18 protein-coding genes, 1 pseudogene and 1 riboswitch are annotated in these 21,078 nt (G+C 62.8%); of the genes and pseudogenes, 3 read left to right on the top strand and 16 right to left on the bottom strand.

Annotated elements, in window-relative coordinates; all coding sequences use genetic code 11:
* Positions 1–67: 67 nt before the first annotated feature.
* From KHO27_RS11380 to KHO27_RS11355, 6 genes are all read right to left on the bottom strand, one after another.
* Positions 68–1,402 (bottom strand): MFS transporter, encoded by a 1,335-nt coding sequence (locus KHO27_RS11380; RefSeq protein WP_110701666.1) that lies wholly within the window; start codon positions 1,400–1,402, stop codon positions 68–70.
* A 149-nt stretch (positions 1,403–1,551) separates the two neighbouring features.
* Positions 1,552–1,998: a hypothetical protein gene (locus tag KHO27_RS11375; RefSeq protein WP_214501832.1), complete on the bottom strand. Its 447-nt coding sequence runs from the start codon at positions 1,996–1,998 to the stop codon at positions 1,552–1,554.
* Between the two features lie 104 nt (positions 1,999–2,102).
* Positions 2,103–2,882 carry a DNA/RNA non-specific endonuclease gene (locus tag KHO27_RS11370; protein WP_214501831.1) on the bottom strand — a complete coding sequence of 260 codons (780 nt, stop codon included), beginning with the start codon at positions 2,880–2,882 and terminating at the stop codon, positions 2,103–2,105.
* A gap of 84 nt (positions 2,883–2,966) precedes the next feature.
* A complete protein-coding gene (locus tag KHO27_RS11365; RefSeq protein WP_110701671.1) occupies positions 2,967–4,541 on the bottom strand; it encodes a sensor domain-containing diguanylate cyclase in 1,575 nt (524 codons plus the stop codon).
* A 166-nt stretch (positions 4,542–4,707) separates the two neighbouring features.
* Positions 4,708–5,187 carry a hypothetical protein gene (locus KHO27_RS11360; RefSeq protein ID WP_214501830.1) on the bottom strand — a complete coding sequence of 160 codons (480 nt, stop codon included), beginning with the start codon at positions 5,185–5,187 and terminating at the stop codon, positions 4,708–4,710.
* Between the two features lie 56 nt (positions 5,188–5,243).
* Positions 5,244–5,399, bottom strand: coding sequence for a hypothetical protein (locus KHO27_RS11355; protein ID WP_156177603.1), 156 nt, complete (start codon positions 5,397–5,399; stop codon positions 5,244–5,246).
* A 160-nt stretch (positions 5,400–5,559) separates the two neighbouring features.
* On the opposite strand from KHO27_RS11355, the gene KHO27_RS11350 reads away from it, so the two are divergent.
* The 3 genes from KHO27_RS11350 (at position 5,560) to KHO27_RS11340 (ending at position 6,870) form a co-directional block, all read left to right on the top strand.
* Positions 5,560–5,931 (top strand): GFA family protein, encoded by a 372-nt coding sequence (locus KHO27_RS11350; protein WP_214501829.1) that lies wholly within the window; start codon positions 5,560–5,562, stop codon positions 5,929–5,931.
* Positions 5,932–5,978: 47 nt separating this feature from the next.
* Positions 5,979–6,413, top strand: coding sequence for a bleomycin resistance protein (locus KHO27_RS11345; protein WP_214501828.1), 435 nt, complete (start codon positions 5,979–5,981; stop codon positions 6,411–6,413).
* Positions 6,414–6,549: 136 nt separating this feature from the next.
* On the top strand, positions 6,550–6,870 hold the full coding sequence (locus KHO27_RS11340) for a hypothetical protein (RefSeq protein ID WP_214501827.1): 321 nt from the start codon (positions 6,550–6,552) through the stop codon (positions 6,868–6,870).
* 111 nt (positions 6,871–6,981) lie between these two features.
* Here the strand turns inward: KHO27_RS11340 and KHO27_RS11335 are convergent, their stop codons facing one another.
* The 10 genes and pseudogenes from KHO27_RS11335 to KHO27_RS11290 all read right to left on the bottom strand — a co-directional run bounded on the left by KHO27_RS11335 (position 6,982) and on the right by KHO27_RS11290 (position 21,037).
* A complete protein-coding gene (locus KHO27_RS11335; RefSeq protein ID WP_502937652.1) occupies positions 6,982–7,749 on the bottom strand; it encodes an ABC transporter ATP-binding protein in 768 nt (255 codons plus the stop codon).
* A gap of 14 nt (positions 7,750–7,763) precedes the next feature.
* Positions 7,764–8,780: a FecCD family ABC transporter permease gene (locus tag KHO27_RS11330; RefSeq protein ID WP_111532267.1), complete on the bottom strand. Its 1,017-nt coding sequence runs from the start codon at positions 8,778–8,780 to the stop codon at positions 7,764–7,766.
* On the bottom strand, positions 8,777–9,790 hold the full coding sequence (locus KHO27_RS11325; protein WP_214501825.1) for an ABC transporter substrate-binding protein: 1,014 nt from the start codon (positions 9,788–9,790) through the stop codon (positions 8,777–8,779). Before KHO27_RS11325 ends, KHO27_RS11330 begins: the two co-directional genes overlap by 4 nt.
* Positions 9,791–9,899: 109 nt before the next feature.
* Positions 9,900–10,097, bottom strand: a riboswitch (cobalamin riboswitch).
* Between the two features lie 27 nt (positions 10,098–10,124).
* Positions 10,125–11,294 (bottom strand): acetyltransferase domain-containing protein, encoded by a 1,170-nt coding sequence (locus tag KHO27_RS11320; protein ID WP_214501824.1) that lies wholly within the window; start codon positions 11,292–11,294, stop codon positions 10,125–10,127.
* Between the two features lie 305 nt (positions 11,295–11,599).
* Positions 11,600–11,853, bottom strand: a pseudogene (locus KHO27_RS11315) (PAAR domain-containing protein).
* 15 nt (positions 11,854–11,868) lie between these two features.
* Entirely contained in the window at positions 11,869–12,762 is an 894-nt protein-coding gene (locus tag KHO27_RS11310; protein ID WP_214501823.1) for a DUF6708 domain-containing protein, read from the bottom strand.
* A gap of 2 nt (positions 12,763–12,764) precedes the next feature.
* Positions 12,765–15,746, bottom strand: a complete 2,982-nt coding sequence (locus KHO27_RS11305) for a T6SS effector BTH_I2691 family protein (protein ID WP_214501822.1) — start codon at positions 15,744–15,746, stop codon at positions 12,765–12,767.
* Positions 15,743–16,636 (bottom strand): DUF6708 domain-containing protein, encoded by an 894-nt coding sequence (locus tag KHO27_RS11300; RefSeq protein WP_214501821.1) that lies wholly within the window; start codon positions 16,634–16,636, stop codon positions 15,743–15,745. The genes KHO27_RS11305 and KHO27_RS11300 overlap by 4 nt, the downstream gene beginning before the upstream one ends.
* A 2-nt stretch (positions 16,637–16,638) precedes the next feature.
* Positions 16,639–19,629, bottom strand: a complete 2,991-nt coding sequence (locus KHO27_RS11295; protein ID WP_214501820.1) for a T6SS effector BTH_I2691 family protein — start codon at positions 19,627–19,629, stop codon at positions 16,639–16,641.
* 433 nt (positions 19,630–20,062) lie between these two features.
* The gene (locus KHO27_RS11290) at positions 20,063–21,037 is read right to left on the bottom strand and encodes a PDR/VanB family oxidoreductase (protein WP_214501819.1); all 975 of its coding nucleotides are present in this window, start codon (positions 21,035–21,037) and stop codon (positions 20,063–20,065) included.
* Positions 21,038–21,078: the final 41 nt, after the last annotated feature.

Below are 21,078 nucleotides of genomic sequence, written 5' to 3'. Positions count from 1 at the left end.
CCGATCGCGGGGCATGTTGCATCGGCGCTTCGATGCGACATGCCCCGCGATGGTTGCTTTCCCAGTCTTAAAGCCCCTGGGATGCCTGCAACGGGTCGTTGCCCAGGTTTTCCTCATGCAGCGAAACCTGCGCGGTCTCCGGCAATGCCAGCCCGCCGATCAATGCCAGCAAGGCAATCACCACCAGGTAGAACGCCGGCGCCAGGCGGCTGCCGCTTTGTTCGATCAACCAGGTCGCCACCAGCGGCGCGGTGCCACCGAACAGGGTGTAGGCAACGTTGTAGGTGATCGCCGAGGCGGTGTAGCGGCTGCGGGTGGGGAAGCACTCCGACAGCAGCGCGGCGGTGACCACGCCACTCATCAGCGCGCCGATGGCCAGCAGGATCACCCCCAGCAATGCCCCGGTCAGCGACCCCGAACTGGCCAGCCAGTAGGCCGGGAACACCGCGACCATCACCCACAGGCAAGTGAAGCCAATGGTCCGGCGTCGCCCGACACGATCGGAAAAGGCGCCTGCCAGTGGGCAGCCGGCCGCGGCGAACAGCAGCGCCACGGTCGAGACCAGTAGCGCCTGGGCGCGGCTCAGGTGGCCGACCGTCTGCAGGTAGGTGGCGAAGTAGGTGGTGAACATGTAGAACGACAGCGCCGTCAGCGAGATGAACGCGCCGAGGTTGCGGATGGTGCGGCCATGGTGGCGCAGGGTATCGCCCAGCGGCGAATGGTTGTGTGCCTTGCCTTCGGCCACTGCCTGGCGAAACGCCGGGGTTTCTTCCATGCGCCAGCGCAGGTACAGGCCGACCAGGCCCAGCGGCGCGGCGACGAGGAACGGAATACGCCAACCCCAGGCATTCATCGCCTCGGCTGTGAGGCTTGCCTCCAGGCCATAGGCGATGACCGCCGCGCAGGCGAAAGCGGAGAAGGTCGAGACTGGCACGAAGCTGCCGTAGAACGCCCGTCTGCCCCGTGGCGCGTGCTCCATCAGGTAGGCGCAAGCGCCGGCATATTCACCCCCTGCGGAAAACCCCTGCAGGCAACGGGCAAGGGTGAGCAGCGCCGGGGCCAGCACGCCAATGCTGGCATAGGTCGGCAGCAGGCCGATCAGCGTGGTGGAGCCGGCCATCAGCAGGATGGTCAGCGACAGGATGCGCTTGCGCCCGAGGCGGTCGCCCAGCGCGCCGAACACGATGCCGCCCAGCGGGCGCAGGGCGAAGGCCACGGCAAACACGGCGAAGGTCTTGAGCAGGGCGACGCTTTCATCCTCGCTGGCGAAGAACTGGCTGGCGATCAGCGTGGCGAGGAAACCGTAGACGGCGAAGTCGAACCATTCGACGAAGTTGCCAATGGCCGAGGCAGCGATCACCCGCCGCAAGGTGGCGGGTGGGACCTCGTGGGCGATGGACATGGGGTGCTCTCCGGTGGTCTTGGCAGCCTGGACGGATGCGACGCGCTCGGGGCGCGCCGTCGTTGTTCTCGGGCCAGTAGACAAGCGGCAGGGCGAGGGCGCTTTGTCGGGGGCGACATCCGGATGCCTGTTAGCACCGGATGTGGGACTCAGGGCCGCGGCATCGGCAGGCGAGAGATCAGCACAAGGGGGGCGATCACTTCCACCTGGTCGTTCTCGAACAGGCCTTCAGGCACTGCCGGGTAGGTGGTTCTCCAGCATTCGTGCTCGACCAGTTGCTTCAATTGGCTCAAGGGAGATGCCGTGACGCCCAAGGGCAACAGCCGTTCATGGACAATCGAACTGCGCACGGCCTTGCAGGCGATGGGTCGATTGTTCCGGTCCAGGGTGAGCTTGAGCGTGACTACGCCAACCAGAGTGCCTTGGTTGGCGGCATCGATGCGGTTGATGAGGGCGCTCTGCATGGCCACCGTGAAACCGGCCAAAGCGGCGGCGTCGACTTTTGCGCTGGCTTCGGGGTTGGCGCTGCAGGCCACGAGGGTGAGCAGGCCAAGCGCTGCCAGAGGGAGGAGAGTGAAACGCTGGATCTTCGGCACGGCAACGTCCTTGGCGGCAAACACCGGTACCTGCGTGTACCGGTTTGAAAAGGGACAGTAGTTTAACGTGACTGCGCCTCATTCTTCAGGGGGAAGGCTTCTCCTCACTCTCGGTCGCAACGCGCAGGCAGCGGCCAGGTGTGGGGCGGGCGCTGATCTTTCAGCTGCTCGGGCACCTCGATCGGCGGCTCGTCCGGGCCAAGCGCAGTCTCGATCTGGCGAACGCTGCGCAAGTATGGGTTCAGGTCGGTACCGAGTCCGGCCTGGTGCGGGATCCACCAGGCGATGACCTGGCGCTGTCCGTGTTCATCCTCGGTCAGCAGCACCTTCCAGAACGCCTCGGGCGTGGCGATGCCGTGGGACTGGACGAAGGCATCGTTATCCAGGGCCGCGCCGGCATGGCCGAACACCACGCCACCGATTACCGTCACCGGGCGCAGGTCACGGTAGCATTCGGTCAGCAGCTCGGTCTGGTACCAGGTGCGGCTATTGTGCGAGGCCAACTGCGGGACGATATTGCTCATCAGGTTGGAGGCGTCCATCGCCGCCCGGTCGTCGTCGAAATGATTGTTGGCTGCCAGGTGGCCGCGGTGATAGCCCTTGGGTGTCGAGTAGGCCTTGGCCGAGAACTGGCCCATGCAACCCTCGGGCAGGCTGCGATCGATACGGAAGTTATCGACGCGAGGCAGGTGACCCTGGTCCTTGCCGAGGGTAAAGCTGAAACGGTGCGGCTCGCCGCGCTGGCAGTCGTACCAGAGCCGGAAGCGCCCATGGTCGAGCAGGGTCAGCGGCGTGGCGGCAGGCTCGGGAGGTGTTGGGGAGGGCAGGCGGGGCGCGCACGAGGTCAGGCTCAGGGCCAGCAACAGGAACAGCAAACGGCGCATGGCGCGTCTTCCTTGAACAAAAGCGCGGGATGTTACAGCAGTCTGCAGGAGGCCGGCCTTTTTCCGGCCTGTGCTGGCGAAGTGTCAGGCCTGGCTGTCGATGCACACGCGGTTGCGCCCCTTCTGCTTGGCCCGGTACAGCGCCTGGTCAGCTTTGCGCAGGGTATCGCCAGGCTCGTCACCCGTCAGGGGCTGCCAGCTGGCCACGCCCAGGGACAGGGTAATCCCGCCGATAGGTTCGATAGGGGTGTGCTCCACGGTCAGGCGCAGGTGGCCGGCGATGGCGGTCGCCACCTCCAGTCCCGCGCCCGGCAGGAGCATCAGGAACTCCTCGCCACCGGTGCGGCACAGCAGGTCGCCCTCTCGGCAGGTACCACGCATCAGGCCTGCCAGCCGCTGCAGGACCAGGTCGCCGATGTCATGGCCGTGGCTGTCGTTGATCCGCTTGAAATGGTCGATGTCCAGCACCACCACGGCGAAGCCGCGTTTCTCGGCCTGCAGCAAACGCAGTGCCTGCTGCATGCCACGGCGGTTGAGCAGTCCGGTGAGCGGGTCGGTCTGGGCGTCATGGTTGAGTCGGCCGATGCGCTCCTGCAACAGGTTCAGGCCGAACAGCAGGGCGCGTTTGAGCTCCGCAGCCTCGGCGTACCAGGCGCGAACCTGGTGGATGCGCTCGGTGGTCTGCTGCTCGCCCGGGCCCCGGGCGACCGTGGCCAGTTGTCTGAGCGGGTGGGCGATGACTTGCGTCAGCCAGCACAGCAGCAGGCAGCCGAACAGGGCCAGCGGCGCGGATATGGCGATGACATTGAGGATCAGGTGGCGCAGCGGTGCCACGGTCTGTTGCAGCGGTTGCTGGGAAACGATGGCCCAGCCGGTGCTGGGCACCGTGGCGAATCCGGCAAGCATTTCCACGCCCTGGCTGTTGATCAGCCGCCGGGTACCTTGGTCCAGGCCAGGCAGATCGTCGACCAATGGGTTATCGCCCACCAGGGTGCCGACCCGCTGGCTGTCGGGGTGAAACAGCAGTCGACGGTTGCGATCGATCACGTAGAGGTAGGCGCCGTTCTGGTAGAAGTGCGTACCCAGCAGACTGTTGAGCAAGTTGCGTTCGCGCAGGTACAGGCTGCCGCCGATATAGCCCTGGTAGCGTCCGTCGGCGTCGAAGATCGGCTGCGACATGATCACCAACAGATTGCCGGCCGCCGATAGGAAGGGGGTGGAAACCAGCGTACGGCGCTCGCGCAAGGCTTCCCGGGACGCGGCCGAGCTGGCCTGGGTACCGGCCAGGTGTTGCAGTGGCGCTGGCGCAAGCGTGCGCACCACACCTTGGGCGCTGACCCGCAAGGTTGAGTTGAACAGGTTGCTTTGCTGTTGCAGGCGGTCGATTTCAGCCTGTACCAGGTTATCGTCATCGGGGTGCCGGGCACATTGGCTGGCGCTGTAGGCCAGTTGCTGCAGGGCGTTGCCCAGGGTGTTCTCGGTCACGGCGGCCACTTTGGCGGCGTACGCCCGGTTGGCCTCCAGGGCACTGTCGATAAGCAGTTGGCGTTGCACCCGGTAACTGGCGAAGTAACTGGCCAGCAGCATCACCAGCGCGGTGATGGCGCAGAGCACGAGTATAAGTGTGCGCAGGTCGGGGCGCCGAGCGTGGGGTGGCATGTATCGCAATCCTTGGCCTCATGGGATGCAGCAGGTGCCTCACCTTACGCGCTAGGCGCGAGGTGAACCATGCAGGCGGGCAATTGCAGGATTAGATTACGGAGGACGCTCCGATTTCTCACAACAATCACGGACTTTGCCGTGATTGATTCCTGTGCCCTCCACGTCAGGGCGCGGCCTGTTGCAGTACTTGCAGGTCATCCTCGACCTGCTGCATGCGCGCCTGAGCCAGGGCCTGGACCTGGGGGGCGCTGGCGCTCTCGCGCATCAGCCGGGTGAGCTTTTCGCTCAGGCGCTTGCCCTCGTCGCTCTGGCCCAGTTCCTTGGCTTTGGCCGGGTCGCGGGTGGCCTGGACGATGCTGGCGAATTCGGCGTCGTCGAAGTGCTCCTCGCTGTACAACTTGAACAGGTCCTGGCGCTGATCCTCGACGGTGAGGTGTTTGCGCAGCACCTCCTTGATCTTGTCCTGGGGCACCTGCGCGTGGGTCATGGCCAGCAGCCCGGCCATGCGCTCGATGTTGTGGTCGTAGGCTTCCTGCAAGGGCAGGTTGGCGAGGATCTGTTCCTCGCGGCTGGGCTTCTGGTCGCAGGCGGCGAGGGCGCCGAGCAGGAGCACGGGCAACAGCAGTCGGGTCAGGCGGGACATGGGGCAGCCTTGGGCACGTTAAGGCCTACGAGTTTACTGCAAACCCATGCGCAAATTCAGCGTTGCAACGGATTGCGCAGGCGCACCCAGACAATCGCCGGCAGGGCCATCAGCAGCCATTTCAGGTAGCGGTTCACTTCATAGTGCTCGCAGGCGATGCCGATGCTGGTGCAGACCACCACCACCGCCACGAACTGGATCATTCTTTCCATCGGCAGGTTTCCATCATTGCTGGGGCCGGGAGGGCCGCGGCGCGCACTTTAGCAGTGGCGCAGGCGCGCAGGCCAGGATGCCATACGGCGTAACACTTTTACGGCGCCCCATGCGCAAGAAGTTGGCTATTGTGCGGCAACCTCCACGGAAGGCGACCCGATGACTACCTACAAGGGCGGCTGCCTGTGCGGCCGTATCCGTTTCAGCGCCACGGGCGAGCCGCGGTTTCCGCATACCTGCTCGTGCGGGCAGTGCCAGCGCCACTCCGGCAGCCTTACCCTGTGCTGGGTTGAATTCGACAAGGCGGCGGTCACCTGGACCGGGGAGGGCGGGGCTCCGGCGCTGTACCGTTCCTCCGACGTTTCCAGCCGCGCCTTCTGCGTCACCTGCGGCAGCTCCCTTGGCGCGGTGGATGACGCCCCCACGGTCGCCTTGCTGCTGGGCTGCTTTGATGCCAAAGGCGCCCAGGCCTTGCGGCCCACATCGCATTCGTTTCGTGCTTGCCGGCCACGCTGGTGGAAGTTGGGGTAAGCGTTATCATGTCGTCCGCTTGCCCATACCCCTCAAGGACGACCCGCATGCTACAGCGCAACAGGATGGTGCCCGAACTGATCGTCAGCGACCTCGACAGCAGCCTGGATTTCTGGGTATCGCTGCTGGGCTTCGAGATTGCCTATCAACGCCCGGAGCAGCGTTTCGCCTACCTCGACCTGCACGGCGCGCAGGTGATGCTCGAGCAGCTCGATGCCGATGATCACTGGCTCACCGGGCCGCTGGAAAAGCCCTTCGGGCGGGGAATCAACCTGCAGATCGATGTCGCCGCTGTCGCGCCGCTGCTCGAACGGCTGGAGCGCCATCGCTGGCCGTTGTTCCAGGCGTGCGAGGAGGTCTGGTATCGCGCAGATGCCGTCGAAGTGGGGTTGCGCCAGTTCCTGGTCCAGGACCCGGATGGCTACCTGTTGAGGCTGGCACAGAAACTGGGTGAGCGCCCGATTGCGTTATCCGCGCGGTAGCCCTTGCACCGGCCCCTGCAGCCGGCGTCTGACAGGCCATCCCAACCGACACCCGCCATGCTCAACACCGTGTTCATTTCCCTTCCCGCCGTATTCGCCTACCGTCTCCTTCCACCCCATCACAAGGAGATCACGCATGCCCGAGCTTGCGTTGTACAAGGTGAAACTGCTGGACGAATTCGAGGCTCGCGAGGACGACTGGAGCTTCGGCCACTTCGAGCGCCGGCTGACCCAGGTCAAGCCCGCCGCCAACTATCAGGACGCCAAGGGCATCATCAAGGCCGCCCATCTGGCGAACAACTGGCCGAATACGGTGAAGCGCTACCTGCTGAGCAACTACCGGGCCCACGGTAATGTCAGCTGCGAGCTGACCGAAACCTTCATGCAGGTACTGGCCAGCCTGACGCCGCAGGAGTTGCAGGTGTGGAAGCTGCCGCAGATAAACCAACCGGCCTGATCGCCGCCAAGTCGACTCCCACGGGATGGCGCATTGCTTCAGGCTGGCGCGGTCGGTGTGGGAGCCGGCTTGCCGGCGATGCGCCGCGTGAGCGGCGCTTTCCATGCCGACTCAGGCACGAAACCGCAACACCCGCGCCCCATCATACGGATCGACCAGGTAGTGCCCCCGCACCCCAAACGTCCCCAACAACCGCTCCGGCGTCAACACCGCCTCTGGCTTGCCTAGCGCAACCAACCGCCCTTGATCGAGCACGGCCAGCCGATCGCAAGTCAATGCCTGGTTGAGATCATGCAGCGCCACCAGCGTCGTCACCGGTAGCGCCTGCACCTGGCGCAGCAAGCCGAGCTGGAGCTGGATATCGAGATGGTTGGTCGGCTCGTCCAGCAACAGCACCTGCGGCCGTTGCGCCAGGGCCCGGGCGATGTGCACGCGCTGGCGTTCGCCGCCAGACAGTTCGCCCCATAGCCGTCGGCGCAGGTGGCTGGCGTCGGCGTCGGCCAGCGCCTGTTCGACGATGGAGCGGTCATCGTTGCCGAACGGTGCCAGGGCCGAGAGCCAGGGCGTGCGGCCCAGGGCGACGGCGTCGTACACGCTGATGGCGTCCAGGGTGTCGGCCTGTTGCTCGACCAGGGCCAGGCGTTGGGCGATATGCCGGCGCGGCATGCGCTCCAGCGCTTCGCCGAGCAGGCGCACGTTGCCACTGCTGGGCGTGCGCAGGCCGGCGAGCAGCTTGAGCAGGGTGGACTTGCCCGAGCCGTTTGGGCCGACCACGCCGAGGGTTTCGCCGGGCATCACGCTCAGGTCGACCCCCTGCAACACGTCGCGTCCGCCCAGGCGCAAGCCGAGCCCTTGGCAGGTGAGCGGCGCGTCGGCGATGGTGGTCATCACGCTCATGGGCGCCCCCGGCGGCTGATCAGGATCAGCGCGAACACCGGTGCGCCGATCAAGGCCGTGACCACGCCCACCGGGATCACCTGGCCGGTGATCAGGGTGCGCGAGAGGATGTCGGCGATGATCAGGAACAGCGCACCGCCCAGGGCGCTGGCCGGCAGCAGGCGGCTATGTCCGGGGCCGAGCAGCAGGCGCAGGGCGTGGGGGATGACCAGGCCGACGAAGCCGATGGCGCCGACGATGGACACCATCACTGCGGTGACCAGCGCCGCGCAACTGATCAGCAGCAGCTGTGTACGGCGCACCGGTACGCCCAGCGAGGCCGCCGAGTCGGCGCCGAAGGTAAAGGCGTCCAGTGCCCGGCGCTGCCACAGGCATATCGCGATGCCGAACAGGGCGACCGGCACCGCCAGCCACACCGACGGCCAGCGCACGCCGCTGAGGTTGCCCAACAGCCAGAACAGGATGCCGCGGGCCTGCTCGGCGGTGGCCGACTTGGTGATGAGGAAGGCGGTGAGGGCGTTGAACAACTGCGAGCCGGCGATGCCGGCGAGGATCACCTGGGCGTTGTCATGGCGGCTGCCACTGGCGCGCGACAGCAGCAGCACCAGGGCGAACGCCGCCAGCGCGCCGATGAAGGCGCCGGCCGACAGCGACAGCACCGCCCCGCCCAGGCCGAACAACCCCACCGCCACTGCACCGGTCGAGGCACCGGCCGACAGGCCCAGCAGGTACGGTTCGGCCAGCGGGTTGCGCAGCAGCGCCTGGAGGATCACCCCGCAGGTCGCCAGCCCCGCGCCACAAGCGGCGGCGACCAGGGTGCGCGGCAGGCGGTAGTTCCAGACAATGCCGGCGTCGATCGGGTCGACGGAATGGCCGGCCTGCCACAGCTGGTTGGCCAGCACCTGCCAGATCGCCTCGGCGCCGACTCGGGTCTCGCCGATGGCAATCCCGGCAAGCATGGCCAGGCACAGGGCGAGCAAGGCAAAGAGGCTGATGGGCAGCAGGCGGCTCATGGCTGGGGTGCTTTACCGCTGGCGAAGGCGCTGGACAGCACGTCCAGGCCGCGGAACAGGCGTATGCCGGCCTGCATGGCGTCGGCATCGAGGACGATGATGCGGCCGTGCTTGACCGCGTCCATATTGCGCGTGACCGGGTCGCTGCGCAGGAAGTCGAGTTTTTTCTGGTAGTCGTCGGCCGGGTAGCGGCGGCGGTCCATGCGCGCGACGATCAGCCAGGTGGGGTTGGCTTTGACCAGGGTCTCCCAGCCCACGGTAGGCCATTCTTCGCTGGACTCGACCACGTTGCGCACGCCGAGGGTCTGTAGCATGTAGTCGGCCACGCCCTGGCGGCCGGCGACATAGGGGTCGGTCTTGAGGTCGGCGCTGGAGAACCAGAACAGCGCGCTGGTGTGCGCCAGGTCCTGGCCGGCCAGGCGCTTCCTGGCCTGTTCCAGCTGGCCCTGGAGCTCGGCATTCAGGCGCGCGCCACGCTCCTGCACGTCGAAGATCTCGGCCAGCTGGCTGACGCTCTTGTAGATGCTCTGCACCTTGAACGGCTGCAGGCGGGTGCCGTCGGCGCCCACCAGGTTGTCCTTGCCCTCGCAGTCCGAGGGCAGCAGGTAGGTGGGGATGCCCAGCTCCTGGAACTGCTCGCGGGTGCCTACCGCGCCCTGGGCGCCGATCATCCACTCGAACTGCGCCGTCACCAGTTGCGGACGCTTGCCGACCACCACCTCGAAGCTCGGTTCGTTGTCGGCCAGACGCGGGACCTTGTCGTTCTGCGTCTTGAATTCCGGCAGCACGTTGTTGAACCACAGCGAGGTGCCCGCCAGCCGCTCACCGAGGCCCAGGGCATAGAGCAGCTCGGTACCGGCCTGGCCGACGGTCACCGCCCGTTGCGGGGCCTGGGTGAAGGTCTGCGGCATGCCGCAGTTGTCGACGGTCAGCGGGTACTGGGTGGCGCTGGCGTGGGCCAGGCCCGACAGGGACAGGCCGGCGAGGAGGGCGACGAGGCGGTGCGGCATGGTGGGGCGATCTCCTGGGTGGTGCACGGAATGGCCCACGGACAGGCATCGCCCGACAGCCTGCGCAAGCACGCGGCCAGGGCGGATGACCATCCCGGACACCCCGCCGGTTGGTGAATGCGTGCCGGCAGGTCTCCTGACTGGTGCGTCCAGGCCGGCGCCAGCCTTCCCGGGTCGGCAGACCCAGTGGCATCGATGGCGCAGGCTCGGCACCTACAGTTGCGGGGGCAGTTCCCTTTGGATCGCCAGTGGCGAGCCCGGGATTCCCTTTTGATTCCGTGTGGAAACCGGCGGGCGGCATGGTAGACCATCGGGCTGTCGGGTGAAAACGCTTTTACAGGTACTTGAGCCAGGCGATATCGCGCCGGCGCGCTTTCAGCCCGGCGAACCAGCGCACCGGCAGGTACAGGGCAAGCGGCAGCAGCACGGCGGTCAGCCATACCGCCCCGATGCCATCGAAACCGAAATAGCGGCCCTGGTTCAGGCCGAACAGCGCCACGCAGGCCACGTACAGCAGCTTGAGCGCATACAGGTGCAGCAGGTAGAAGAACATCGGCGCTGCGCCAAACACCGCAAGCGGGCCGATCCAGCGGGCGTCGCCGGCACGCTCGAAGCCGCGCAGCAGGAGCAGGCCGACGCCGAGGGTCAGGGCCAGGAACAGCAGCGACGGTGGGTATTTGGTGATATTGAAGAAACTCATCAGCGTCTGCCCGACGCTGGCGTAGAGGCTCCAGGGGGCTTCGCCGTAGCCATTGAGCAGGCGCAGCGCGCCGAACCCCAGCAGCAGGCCCGCGCCGACCCATAGCAGACGCTGCTGGCGCTTGCCGGCGTCGCTGCCCCGGGCAAACCACGGCCCGAGGCCATAACCCAGGGCGATCACGCCGATCCACGGCAACAGCGGGTAGGACGTGCGCAAGCGCAGATGTTCGCCCACCTCCAGCCAACTGCGCTCATGCAGGATCGCCCATGGCACATGCAGCGCCGATTCCGGCCCGAAATGCAGGCCATCGAGCAGGTTGTGACCGGCGACGATCAGCGCGCCGAGGGCGAGTAGCGCCGGACGCGGCAGCCACACCAGCAGCGACAGGGCGAGCATGCTCAGGCCGATGGCCCAGATCACCTGCAGGTAGATCACGCTCGGAGGCAACTGGAAGGTCCAGGCGAAGTTGACCAGGGTGAATTCCAGCACAACCAGGAACAGACCGCGTTTGAACAGGAACACCGAGACATCGCCACGGCCCTGGTGCTTTTCGCCATACAACCAGGCAGATAGCCCGGTAAGCAGCACGAACACCGGCGCGCACAGGTGCGCCAGGGTACGGCTGGCGAACAGGCTGGGTTCGGTGGCGTCGATCGCATCGATGGTCATCGGGTCGCTGACCTGGCGATGCAGGAAGAAGGTTTCGCGCACGTGGTCCAGCAGCATGAACAGGATCACCAGGCCGCGCAGGGCGTCGATGCTTTGCAGGCGTTGGGTGGGGAGGGCGGTTGGGAAACTGGTCATCGAGGAGGGGTCGCAGGTTGGAAGGGTATTCGAATGAAACGTTATCTTATTTCATTTTGATGGGGCCTGGGTACTGAAATGCGCTGGAGTAGCCAGCGTCATCGCAAGTAATGCGTCGTTCTGGACGACACAGCGCGGCGACTTAGGAACTCCAACCTGTCTCAGGCAGACGTTGCAGGATCTGGCTTCTCTTTTGGCAATCGCGACTTGCTCCAACCCATAATTGAAGTCGTCCTCGTTGCGGCGCGGCAGCCCGGTGACACTGACTGTGAACCGGGCAGCTTCGAAGCGACACCGTGTCGGCCTTATGCAATCAGCCAAGCGGGGTCACATTCGATCAGGGCGCGCCTTGGCTGCTCTTGTCGCCTTGGCGCGCTACGGGGCTACCTTGGATTAACGTATGCGCGTCACCGGTCTCGATGACCGCACTGCAACTGAGCTCATCCCCTATGCGTGCGATTGCACGACCATTCACTGTGGCACTGTCCGCGCCGCTGATGACGGTGCCTTCCCCGTGGAGAGGGCAAAGATGGCGATGGTCGGCTCGGGCGGTGACCAACGAGTCAGTTGACCCTCATTTGCGCCTCTTCTTACTTGGCTGGACAGGGGCTTGCTCGAAGGCCTCCGGCGGAGGAGGTGCAGCACGGACGTTGAACAGGTGGCAGACGATGTACCAACAGACGGCGAGAGTGAAGTTGTAAGGAAACAGCATTGCCCAAAACGGTAACTGCCAATTTTTTTTGCCCTGCATTTCCCCAGGCTCGCCGGTTCGCCAAGGGGCGTAGTGGCGCCAGGCTTCTGCCGGGGTCAGGCAGATGGCATGAAGCGGCCGGTGCCACCAGTTGGGTTCGCCGGGCGGAGGGAGTTTGGCCGGGCCGTGGTTCATGAAGTGGCGAAGGTATTCCCAGACTTCGGCGACGTGTTTGATGTCGGATTCAGTGGGTTCGTTACTGTCGACCCATAAGCAATCTTTTTGATGCAGGCTGCCATCCTCTCTAGGTGGGGCGAAGGCAAGTGCATAACTGGTACTAAAGGATGAGCCTCCAAATTCGGTACGTTTGAATACACCCCCATGGGTCTTGTTCCAGTCAAAAATGATAAGTTTTTTACCGCGCTGGTATAGGATTTTTTTGGTTGAGCGGCTGAAGTGGAAGTTTGAAAGTTTTTTTATGAAATAGATTCTATAGGCGAGAAAAGGTGTGAATATGAAGGGTGTAATTATGTATTGAGCCATTGAGTGCGTGCTTGCTAGTAATATGTCTCTGTATTCGGGATTTGCAATTCTTGGGTAAAAATAAATGGCTAGTAGTAGTGTCATGGCGGTGTATAGTTTCCCCGTGAATACAGAGTCGGACACCCACGGATTTCGCAGGGTTAATGTATTTGTGGATAAATTTTCTAGCTGTCCAGTAATTGCTGGCTTGTGTCCGGAGTTTGAGCTGTTATTGAATATCCATATAACTGCCATGATTAGCGCTCGAGACGAAAAGTTGAGTTAACCTCATTTCCTTCATTCAAGCCTTGATTGGAGCTATAGGCTAAATGCAGTAAGGCATGATTTTGGTTATTTATCGTGTTCTTGAAATTCAGAATTAAGCCGGCGCCTATAACGTAGCAAATAGCAGCAAGTGGGAAGACGACCATTTCTCCGTCTTCACGAAGGCTGCTCAAGCTAGCTGACCATTCGCTTGTGCCTAAGATGAAACCCGGTAGGAATACTGTGAATTCCACGGTGGGTTGTGTGGTGGTGACTTCGTTGTGGGTGATGGTGGTCCAGTTTGCTGGCGCCCAGTAATTATTTTTATGCCAGCCGCTGTCGACTCCGGTTATACCAAAGGATTGCGCTTCTTCTGCGGATATTAACCTTGGTCTGTAATGCTCATCGTGCCAGGCTTTAAGTTCGTCTTGCAGAGAGGGAAATTTGGGAAGTTTTTTTTCATGATCCAGAACGATTTCGGGATGCACCTCTCCATCGTTTTTACGATTGCCGAATATGCTCCTTGCTGCCCACAGTTCGATAGGGGTATGGAGATGTTCATACGATTTGGCGTGAAGGTATAAGCCTCCAGCGATGATCACTGCTCCCAGGAGTACAAGCGCTGCCGCGCCCCACCCGGCAAAGGGTACAACTGATGTAACTCCTGCAACCGCGAGTCCGCCTTCCAATACTAAAACGGAGCCTGCCGCGACAGCGCTTCCGCCATAAAGTGTCAAGGCAGATGCTTCAGGGTTACCATGTAGTTTCTGTCTGTCGGATTTTTCAACGTCTGAAGCGAGTCCTAGAAAAATTGCAGGGTAACCGGATAGTCGTGCAAACAAATTGCTCCCCAAAAACTTGATCACGCCGTTACCAAACGCTATCCCCGGCGCCGTCGAACTCAATCTCAGCATCACGGCTTGCTGCGTTGCCCGTACGCTAACCAATGTCGCCGCCGCCGCACCGATCACCCCGAAAATCGATGCCGCAAACCCCAAGGTGTATTCCGGCGCATTGCTTTTCTGCAGGCTGTTGTAAGCCGTCTTCAGCGAGATCACGTTGAACCACAGCATCCCGGCGTTCAAACCACCGCCCCCGCCTGAGGTAAGCAACCCGAGCAAGCTGGGTTTAACCCGCGCAGTAGTGGTCAACTCAACCGCCACCGTCCGATTGCCCGAAATACGCAGCTGCTTCATTTCCTCAACCTGCGCCATGCCGCTCTTCAAATACCGCTCCACCTCCTGGCTGAACGGGTTTTCCCGGATGGCCTGGTCGGTGATCTGGTAACGCGCCGCCAACAGCCCCAGCGCTTTCTCGGCATTGGCCTCACGCGCCGCCAGCAGTACTTGCTGACGCAGGGTATGGCTGGCGTCCCAGCGGGTCTGGCCACGCAGGCGTTTGAGCACCACGGCGTTGACGGACTGGGCCGTGAGGTCGGTGATGTCGGCAATGGCCGGAAAACGCCCGGCCAGCCCTTCGATGACATTGTCGCCGCCACCCAGCACACTGCCGGTCGCATCGGCTTTGTCCTTGAAGGGGTTGAACGGCGCCAGGGCGGTGTAGAGCGGGCTGTCGTGCTGGTCCAGCCACTGTTCCAGGCGTTTGAAGCGCCGGTCTCGGTCTTCGGTACCGGGTGTCGGCTGGCCCATCGGGTAAATCAGCAGGGCCAGGGAGATTTCCAGGCCACGGGCCGAGATGCGTTCGTCGCGGTCATAGCACGCCAGTGCGGCGGCGAGGCTGTAGGGGTCATCGATATGCGCAGCTTCGGCCGTGGCCAGCCACGCGTCGTGATCATGACTGGCTTGCAGGGCAAGGTTGCGCAGGCCTGCAATGCGCTGCTCCAGCTCATCACGTTCGGCGAGGAACTGCAGGTATTTGTCGGTATCGATGCGCAGCGCCAAACGCGCACCGTTCGGGGAATAGTCCTCGTGAGTGAGCGCCCGATAACGTGCCTCGGCCGGGGGGAGAGGGCGTCCGGTGCGGGTGGACTGCAGTCTTGTTTCGACCACTTCGGTAGCGGGCATATCCGCCGGGTACATCGTCTCCAGTGTTTTGTTCAGCAACAGGGCGACCAGGTTGCGATGGTGAAAATCGCGGCTCTGCTGGCTGAGCCGTTCGGCATCGAGCTGGTAGCACGCCGGTACGCCTGCCTGCTCGGAGCCTTGCGCGGGCTTGGTGTGTTCGAGCTGCTCGGCGGGCATCAGGTCGTGCAGTTGGTGCTGGTAGGCCGAGACCGACAGGCTCAGGTCCAGGGCCATGCCTTCAGCATCAGCCAGCGCCACCACCACCGGTATTTTCGGCTGGGTGCTGGGATAGTCCCGGGCAATGGCGTTGAGCCTGCCGATGGACAAGGGGGTTGTGGACGCGTGGCTGCTCCAGGTCAGGGACATACGCCGGCTTGTCGGTTTGTAGTCTTCGACCCAGTCTTGCAGCGCACTGAGCGGCAGTACATGGGGCTGGGTAGAGGGGGCCGGGTTGCCGGCAATCAGCTCGGCCATGTCCAGCTTGCGCATATGCCGTTTGCGCAGGGCTGCTGAAGCGGTGATGCGGGCAGTCGTGGCGTTGGTCCACAGGTGCGGGCTGTAGCCGATCCACACCTCCTTGGCGGTGTCCTGACAGGTATCGGCCCAAACCCAGCCCATGCTCTGACCGGACAGGTAGCGGTCACGCTGGTGATAGCGCTCCAGCCCTTGATAGCGCAACTCCTGGTAGCGTCCTTCGCCGTCGTACTCATGAATGACCAGCTTTTCGCCCTGAGGACCTTTCATGAACACGTAGATGTAGCCTGGGCGCAGCGCGCGCAGGGTGTAGGACGAGTGCTGCAGCGGGGCGAAGCCTTGTTCCAGGTTGAAGCCTGCGCCTGCGTAGCGACAGGCAGGCGCATCGCCCGTACGCGGGACGATGGCATAGCGCACCGGCAGGATGGGCACGCGCGGGCTGCAGGCGGGGCCGGCTATGGCAGAAACGTCGATCATTTACGCTGCCTTTTGGTTGAGCGTACTGGGGCTTCGTCGAAGGCCTCTGGTGGAGGCGGTGCTGCCCGGACATTGAAGAGGCGGCACACGCCGTACCAGCAGAGGGCAAGGCCGAGGTTGTAGGGGAACAACACGGCCCAGAACGGCAGTTGCCAGTTTTTCTTGCCCTGCAGTTCTCCGGGCTCGCCGGTTCGCCAGGGGGCGTAGTGGCGCCAGGCTTCTGCTGGGGTGAGGCAGATGGCATGAAGCGGTCGGTACCACCAGTTGGGTTCGCCGGGAGGAGGGAGTTTGGCTGGGCCGTGGTTCATGAAGAGGCGAAGGTATTCCCAGACTTCGGCGACGTGTTTGATACCGGGTTCGGTGGGTTCGTTGCTGTCGGTCCAGAGGCAATCTTTTTGATGGAGACTTCCGTCTTTTCGACGGGGTGCGAATGCGAGTGCATAGGAGGTGGTGAAAGATGAACCACCAAACTCTGTGCGCCTGAAAAGACCACCTCCAGTATTGTGCCACTCGAAGACGAATACCTTCTTAAAACGTTGGTAGTAGATTTTTTTTGTTGAGCGGTTGAAGCAAACGCTTGATAAGCCTTTGATGAACCATATTCGGTAAAATAGAAATGGAAGGAAGGTGAAAGGCATAAGCACCATTCCAGTCATTAGTATGGGCTCAAGTAAAAAATCCTTCCAGCTGACGCTAGAAAATAGAAATGGGTAGAAGCCGATCATTAATCCAATAATCATTGCGCAGTAAAGTTTTCCCATGAATACAGAGTCTGTTACCCATGGGTTGCGTAGACATAAAGAGTTTTTGGATACGTTTAATAGCTGTCCGCCAATGGCGGGTTCGTACCCTGAGCATGAGGTTGAGTTAAATAGCCATATAGTTGCCATGGTCAGCGCTCGAGACGGAAGTTCGAATGAATCTCAGTGCCTTCGTCCAGCCCTTGATTGGCGCTGTAGGCGAGATGCAGTGAGACGTTGTTTTGGTGGGTCAGCGTGTGCTTGAAATGCAGAATCAAGCCGGCGCCCACAACGTAGGCGGCGGGAGTGATCGGAAATACGTCCATACCTCCATCGTTACGAAGGCTGCTCGAACTTCCTGACCACTCGCTTGTTCCTATTGCGAAGCCCGGTAAAAGAACTGTGAACTCAGCGCTTGGTTGAGGCGTGACTACTTCGTTATGCGTGATAGCGGTCCAGTTTGGCGGTGCCCAATGGTTGTTATGATGCCACTTGGTGTCCACATTGGTTATACCAAATGATAGGGCCTGCTCGGCTGATAGGAGCTTTGGTCCGTAGTGCTCGTTGTGCCAAGCTTTGATTTCTGCGTGCAGTGAGGAGAATCTCGGAAGTTTCTTTTCAAGGTCCAGGATAATTTCAGAACGGGCCTCTCCATCGTTGATGCGATTGCCAAAGATGCTGCGTGCTGCCCAAAGCTCAATCGGACTGTGAACGCGTTCATGTGCTTTTGCGTGAAGATACAGGCCCCCAGCAGTGATTGCTGCTCCCGCGAGCACCAATGCCGCTGCGGCCCATCCGGCGAAAGGTACAAACACCGTGGGCCCAGCTATTGCAAGTCCGGCCTCAAGCATGACCGCAGAACCAATGGCCATGGTTGTTCCGCCCGTGAAAGTGTATGCGGCGGCAACTGAGTTTCCGTTTTTGATTTGACGCAACGCCTTAGAGGCGTCCGAGGAAAAGCCAAAAATTATGGCAGGGTAGCCTGCCAATCGCGCAAACAGATTGCTGTTTAAGAAATTCAGAATGCCATTACCAAACACCATCCCCGGCGCCGTCGAACTCAATCTCAGCATCACAGCCTTCTGCGTTGCCCGTACGCTGACCAATGTCGCCGCGGCCGCACCGATCACCCCGAAAATCGATGCCGCAAACCCCAAGGTGTATTCCGGCGCATTGCTTTTCTGCAGGCTGTTGTAAGCCGTCTTCAGCGAGATCACGTTGAACCACAGCATCCCGGCATTCAGACCACCGCCTCCGCCCGAGGTGAGCAACCCGAGAAAGTTGGGTTTAACCCGCGCAGTGGTGGTCAACTCAACCGCTACCGTCCGATTGCCCGAAATACGCAGCTGCTTCATTTCCTCAACCTGCGCCATGCCGCTCTTCAAATACCGCTCCACCTCCTGGCTGAACGGGTTTTCCCGGATGGCCTGGTCGGTGATCTGGTAACGCGCCGCCAACAGCCCCAGCGCTTTCTCGGCATTGGCCTCACGCGCCGCCAGCAGTACTTGCTGACGCAGGGTATGGCTGGCGTCCCAGCGGGTCTGGCCACGCAGGCGTTTGAGCACCACGGCGTTGACGGACTGGGCCGTGAGGTCGGTGATGTCGGCAATGGCCGGAAAACGCCCGGCCAGCCCTTCGATGACATTGTCGCCGCCACCCAGCACACTGCCGGTCGCATCGGCTTTGTCCTTGAAGGGGTTGAACGGCGCCAGGGCGGTGTAGAGCGGGCTGTCGTGCTGGTCCAGCCACTGTTCCAGGCGTTTGAAGCGCCGGTCTCGGTCTTCGGTACCGGGTGTCGGCTGGCCCATCGGGTAAATCAGCAGGGCCAGGGAGATTTCCAGGCCACGGGCCGAGATGCGTTCGTCGCGGTCATAGCACGCCAGTGCGGCGGCGAGGCTGTAGGGGTCATCGATATGCGCGGCTTCGGCCGTGGCCAGCCACGCGTCGTGATCATGACTGGCTTGCAGGGCAAGGTTGCGCAGGCCTGCAATGCGCTGCTCCAGCTCATCACGTTCGGCGAGGAACTGCAGGTATTTGTCGGTATCGATGCGCAGCGCCAAACGCGCACCGTTCGGGGAATAGTCCTCGTGAGTGAGCGCCCGATAACGTGCCTCGGCCGGGGGGAGAGGGCGTCCGGTGCGGGTGGACTGCAGTCTTGTTTCGACCATTTCGGTAGCGGGCATATCCGCCGGGTACATCGTCTCCAGTGTTTTGTTCAGCAACAGGGCGACCAGGTTGCGATGGTGAAAATCGCGGCTCTGCTGGCTGAGCCGTTCGGCATCGAGCTGGTAGCACGCCGGTACGCCTGCCTGCTCGGAGCCTTGCGCGGGCTTGGTGTGTTCGAGCTGCTCGGCGGGCATCAGGTCGTGCAGTTGGTGCTGGTAGGCCGAGACCGACAGGCTCAGGTCCAGGGCCATGCCTTCAGCATCAGCCAGCGCCACCACCACCGGTACTTTCGGCTGGGTGCCGGGATAGTCCCGGGTAATGGCGTTGAGCCTGCCGACGGACAAGGGGGTTGTGGACGCGTGACTGCTCCAGGTCAGGGACATACGCCGGCTTGCCGGTTTGTAGTCTTCGACCCAGTTTTGCAGCGCACTGAGCGGCAGTACATGGGGCTGGGTGGAGGGGGCCTGGTTGCCGGCAATCAGCTCGGCCATGTCCAGCTGGCGCATATGCCGTTTGCGCAGGGCTGCTGAAGCGGTGATGCGGGCAGTCGTGGCGTTGGTCCACAGGTGCGGGCTGTAGCCGATCCACACTTCCTTGGCGGTGTCCGGGCTGGTGTCGGCCCATACCCAGCCCATGCTCTGGCTGGACAGGTAGCGTTCGCGCAAGTGGTAGCCTTCCAGCCCTTGGTAGCGCAGCTCCTGGTAGCGTCCTTCGCCGTCGTACTCATGAATGACCAGCTTTTCGCCCTGGGGGCCTTTCATGAACACGTAGATGTAGCCGGGGCGCAGGGTGCGCAGGGTGTAGGACGAGTGCTGCAGCGGGGCGAAGCCTTGTTCCAGGTTGAAGCCTGCGTCTGCGTAGCGACAGGCAGGCGCATCGCCCGTACGCGGCACGATGGCATAGCGCACCGGCAGGATGGGCACGCGCGGGCTGCAGGCGGGGCCGGAGGTGGCACTGCTGACGGTGGCGTCAGTCATGGTTTAGCTCCTCGCGTGGGGCCAGTGTTTGATTGGCTGGACATGAGAGGTCCTTCGGATACGGCTGTCCTTGAACGAGACGGTGCTCGTCGTTGCCTGGCATCTTGGGAGTGGCCTGTCAGCTATCGCAGCATGACGGCGTAGAGCGCCTCGATTGGGGGGCGGGGTTTTTGGTGCTGACGTGTTCCGTGGAACGTTCGCATAAGGTCCTCGCTGGCTGGCAATGGCCGTACCGTCGTGCAGGCCCGTGGATGGCTGTTGCAGCCAGCCACGGGCGACGGTGACGCAGACCTGAAACACTAGCGAGGAACGGATTATGGGTGGTCGACAGGGCTTCCCAAATCCGCGTAGGACGTTTCTCTGATTATCCTTTTCGGCGCTATTTGGCGGTATTCAGTTACATCTCTCAGGGGAGACGATCCGCCGCTGCCCCTCAGAGATCCAGCACCAACCGCGCCGAGCGCGCCCGCGACACGCACAGCATCATGCTCTGCTGCGCGGCCTTTTCCTCGTCGCTGAGGTATTGGTCGAAATGCTCGGCCTCGCCTTCGAGGATCGCCGTCTCGCAGGTGCCGCACACGCCTTCGCGGCACAGGCACTCGACCTTCGCTGCCTTGGACTTCTCGATGGCCTGGAGGATGGTCATGCCTTCCTCGACTTGCAGTTCGGTGCCCGACCGGGCCAGCACCACGGTGAAGGCCGCACCTGTGGCCGGCGCGGCGGCGGCGAACTGTTCCCAGTGCACCCGCGATTCGGCGATGTCAGCGGCGGCGGCGGTGGCGATCACCGCGTCGATCAGCGGCTTGGGCCCGCACACATAGAGGTGGGCGTCATCGGCCAGGCCCGCGCACAGCGCGGCGAGGTCGAGCTTGCAGTCCAGGCTGTCGATGTAGAACCGCGTGTTGCCGGCATGCGGGCCTTGTTCCAGGTCGCCCTGGAAGGCGCCGTGTTCCGGGGCGCGGAAGGCGTAGTGCAGCTCGTAGGGGGTGGCGCCCCCTTCCAGCTCGTGCAACTGCGCCAGGAACGGGGTAATGCCGATGCCGCCGGCGATCAGCACATGGCGCCCGGCATCGGCGTCCAGGGCGAACAGGTTGTTGGGGGTGGAGATGGTCAGCTCGCTGCCCACCGCGACCTGGTTGTGCATGAACGCCGAACCGCCCTTGGACTGCTCCTCTAGCCGCACGCCGATCTGGTAGCTGTGCAATTGACGCGGGTCGCTCATCAGCGAGTAGGCATTGCTGAACTGGCTGCCGCAGGGCGAGTGCATCTGCACGATCACGTGGCTGCCGCCGCTGAAGGCGGGCAGGGGGCCGCCGTCGGCGCGGGCCAGGGTGAAGCGCTTGATCTGCGGCGTGGCCTGTTCCACACCGGTCACGCGCACCTTGAACATCTCGTATTGCTTGGCCATGGCGTACCTCGACAACAAGGCCCCGCGCCAGGCCCTGGCGC

The sequence above is a fragment of the Pseudomonas sp. RC3H12 genome (assembly GCF_018596375.1).
Classification (GTDB): domain Bacteria; phylum Pseudomonadota; class Gammaproteobacteria; order Pseudomonadales; family Pseudomonadaceae; genus Aquipseudomonas.
Note: the sequence above shows the minus strand (reverse complement) of the source record. Positions and strands in the feature narration are given on the sequence as shown.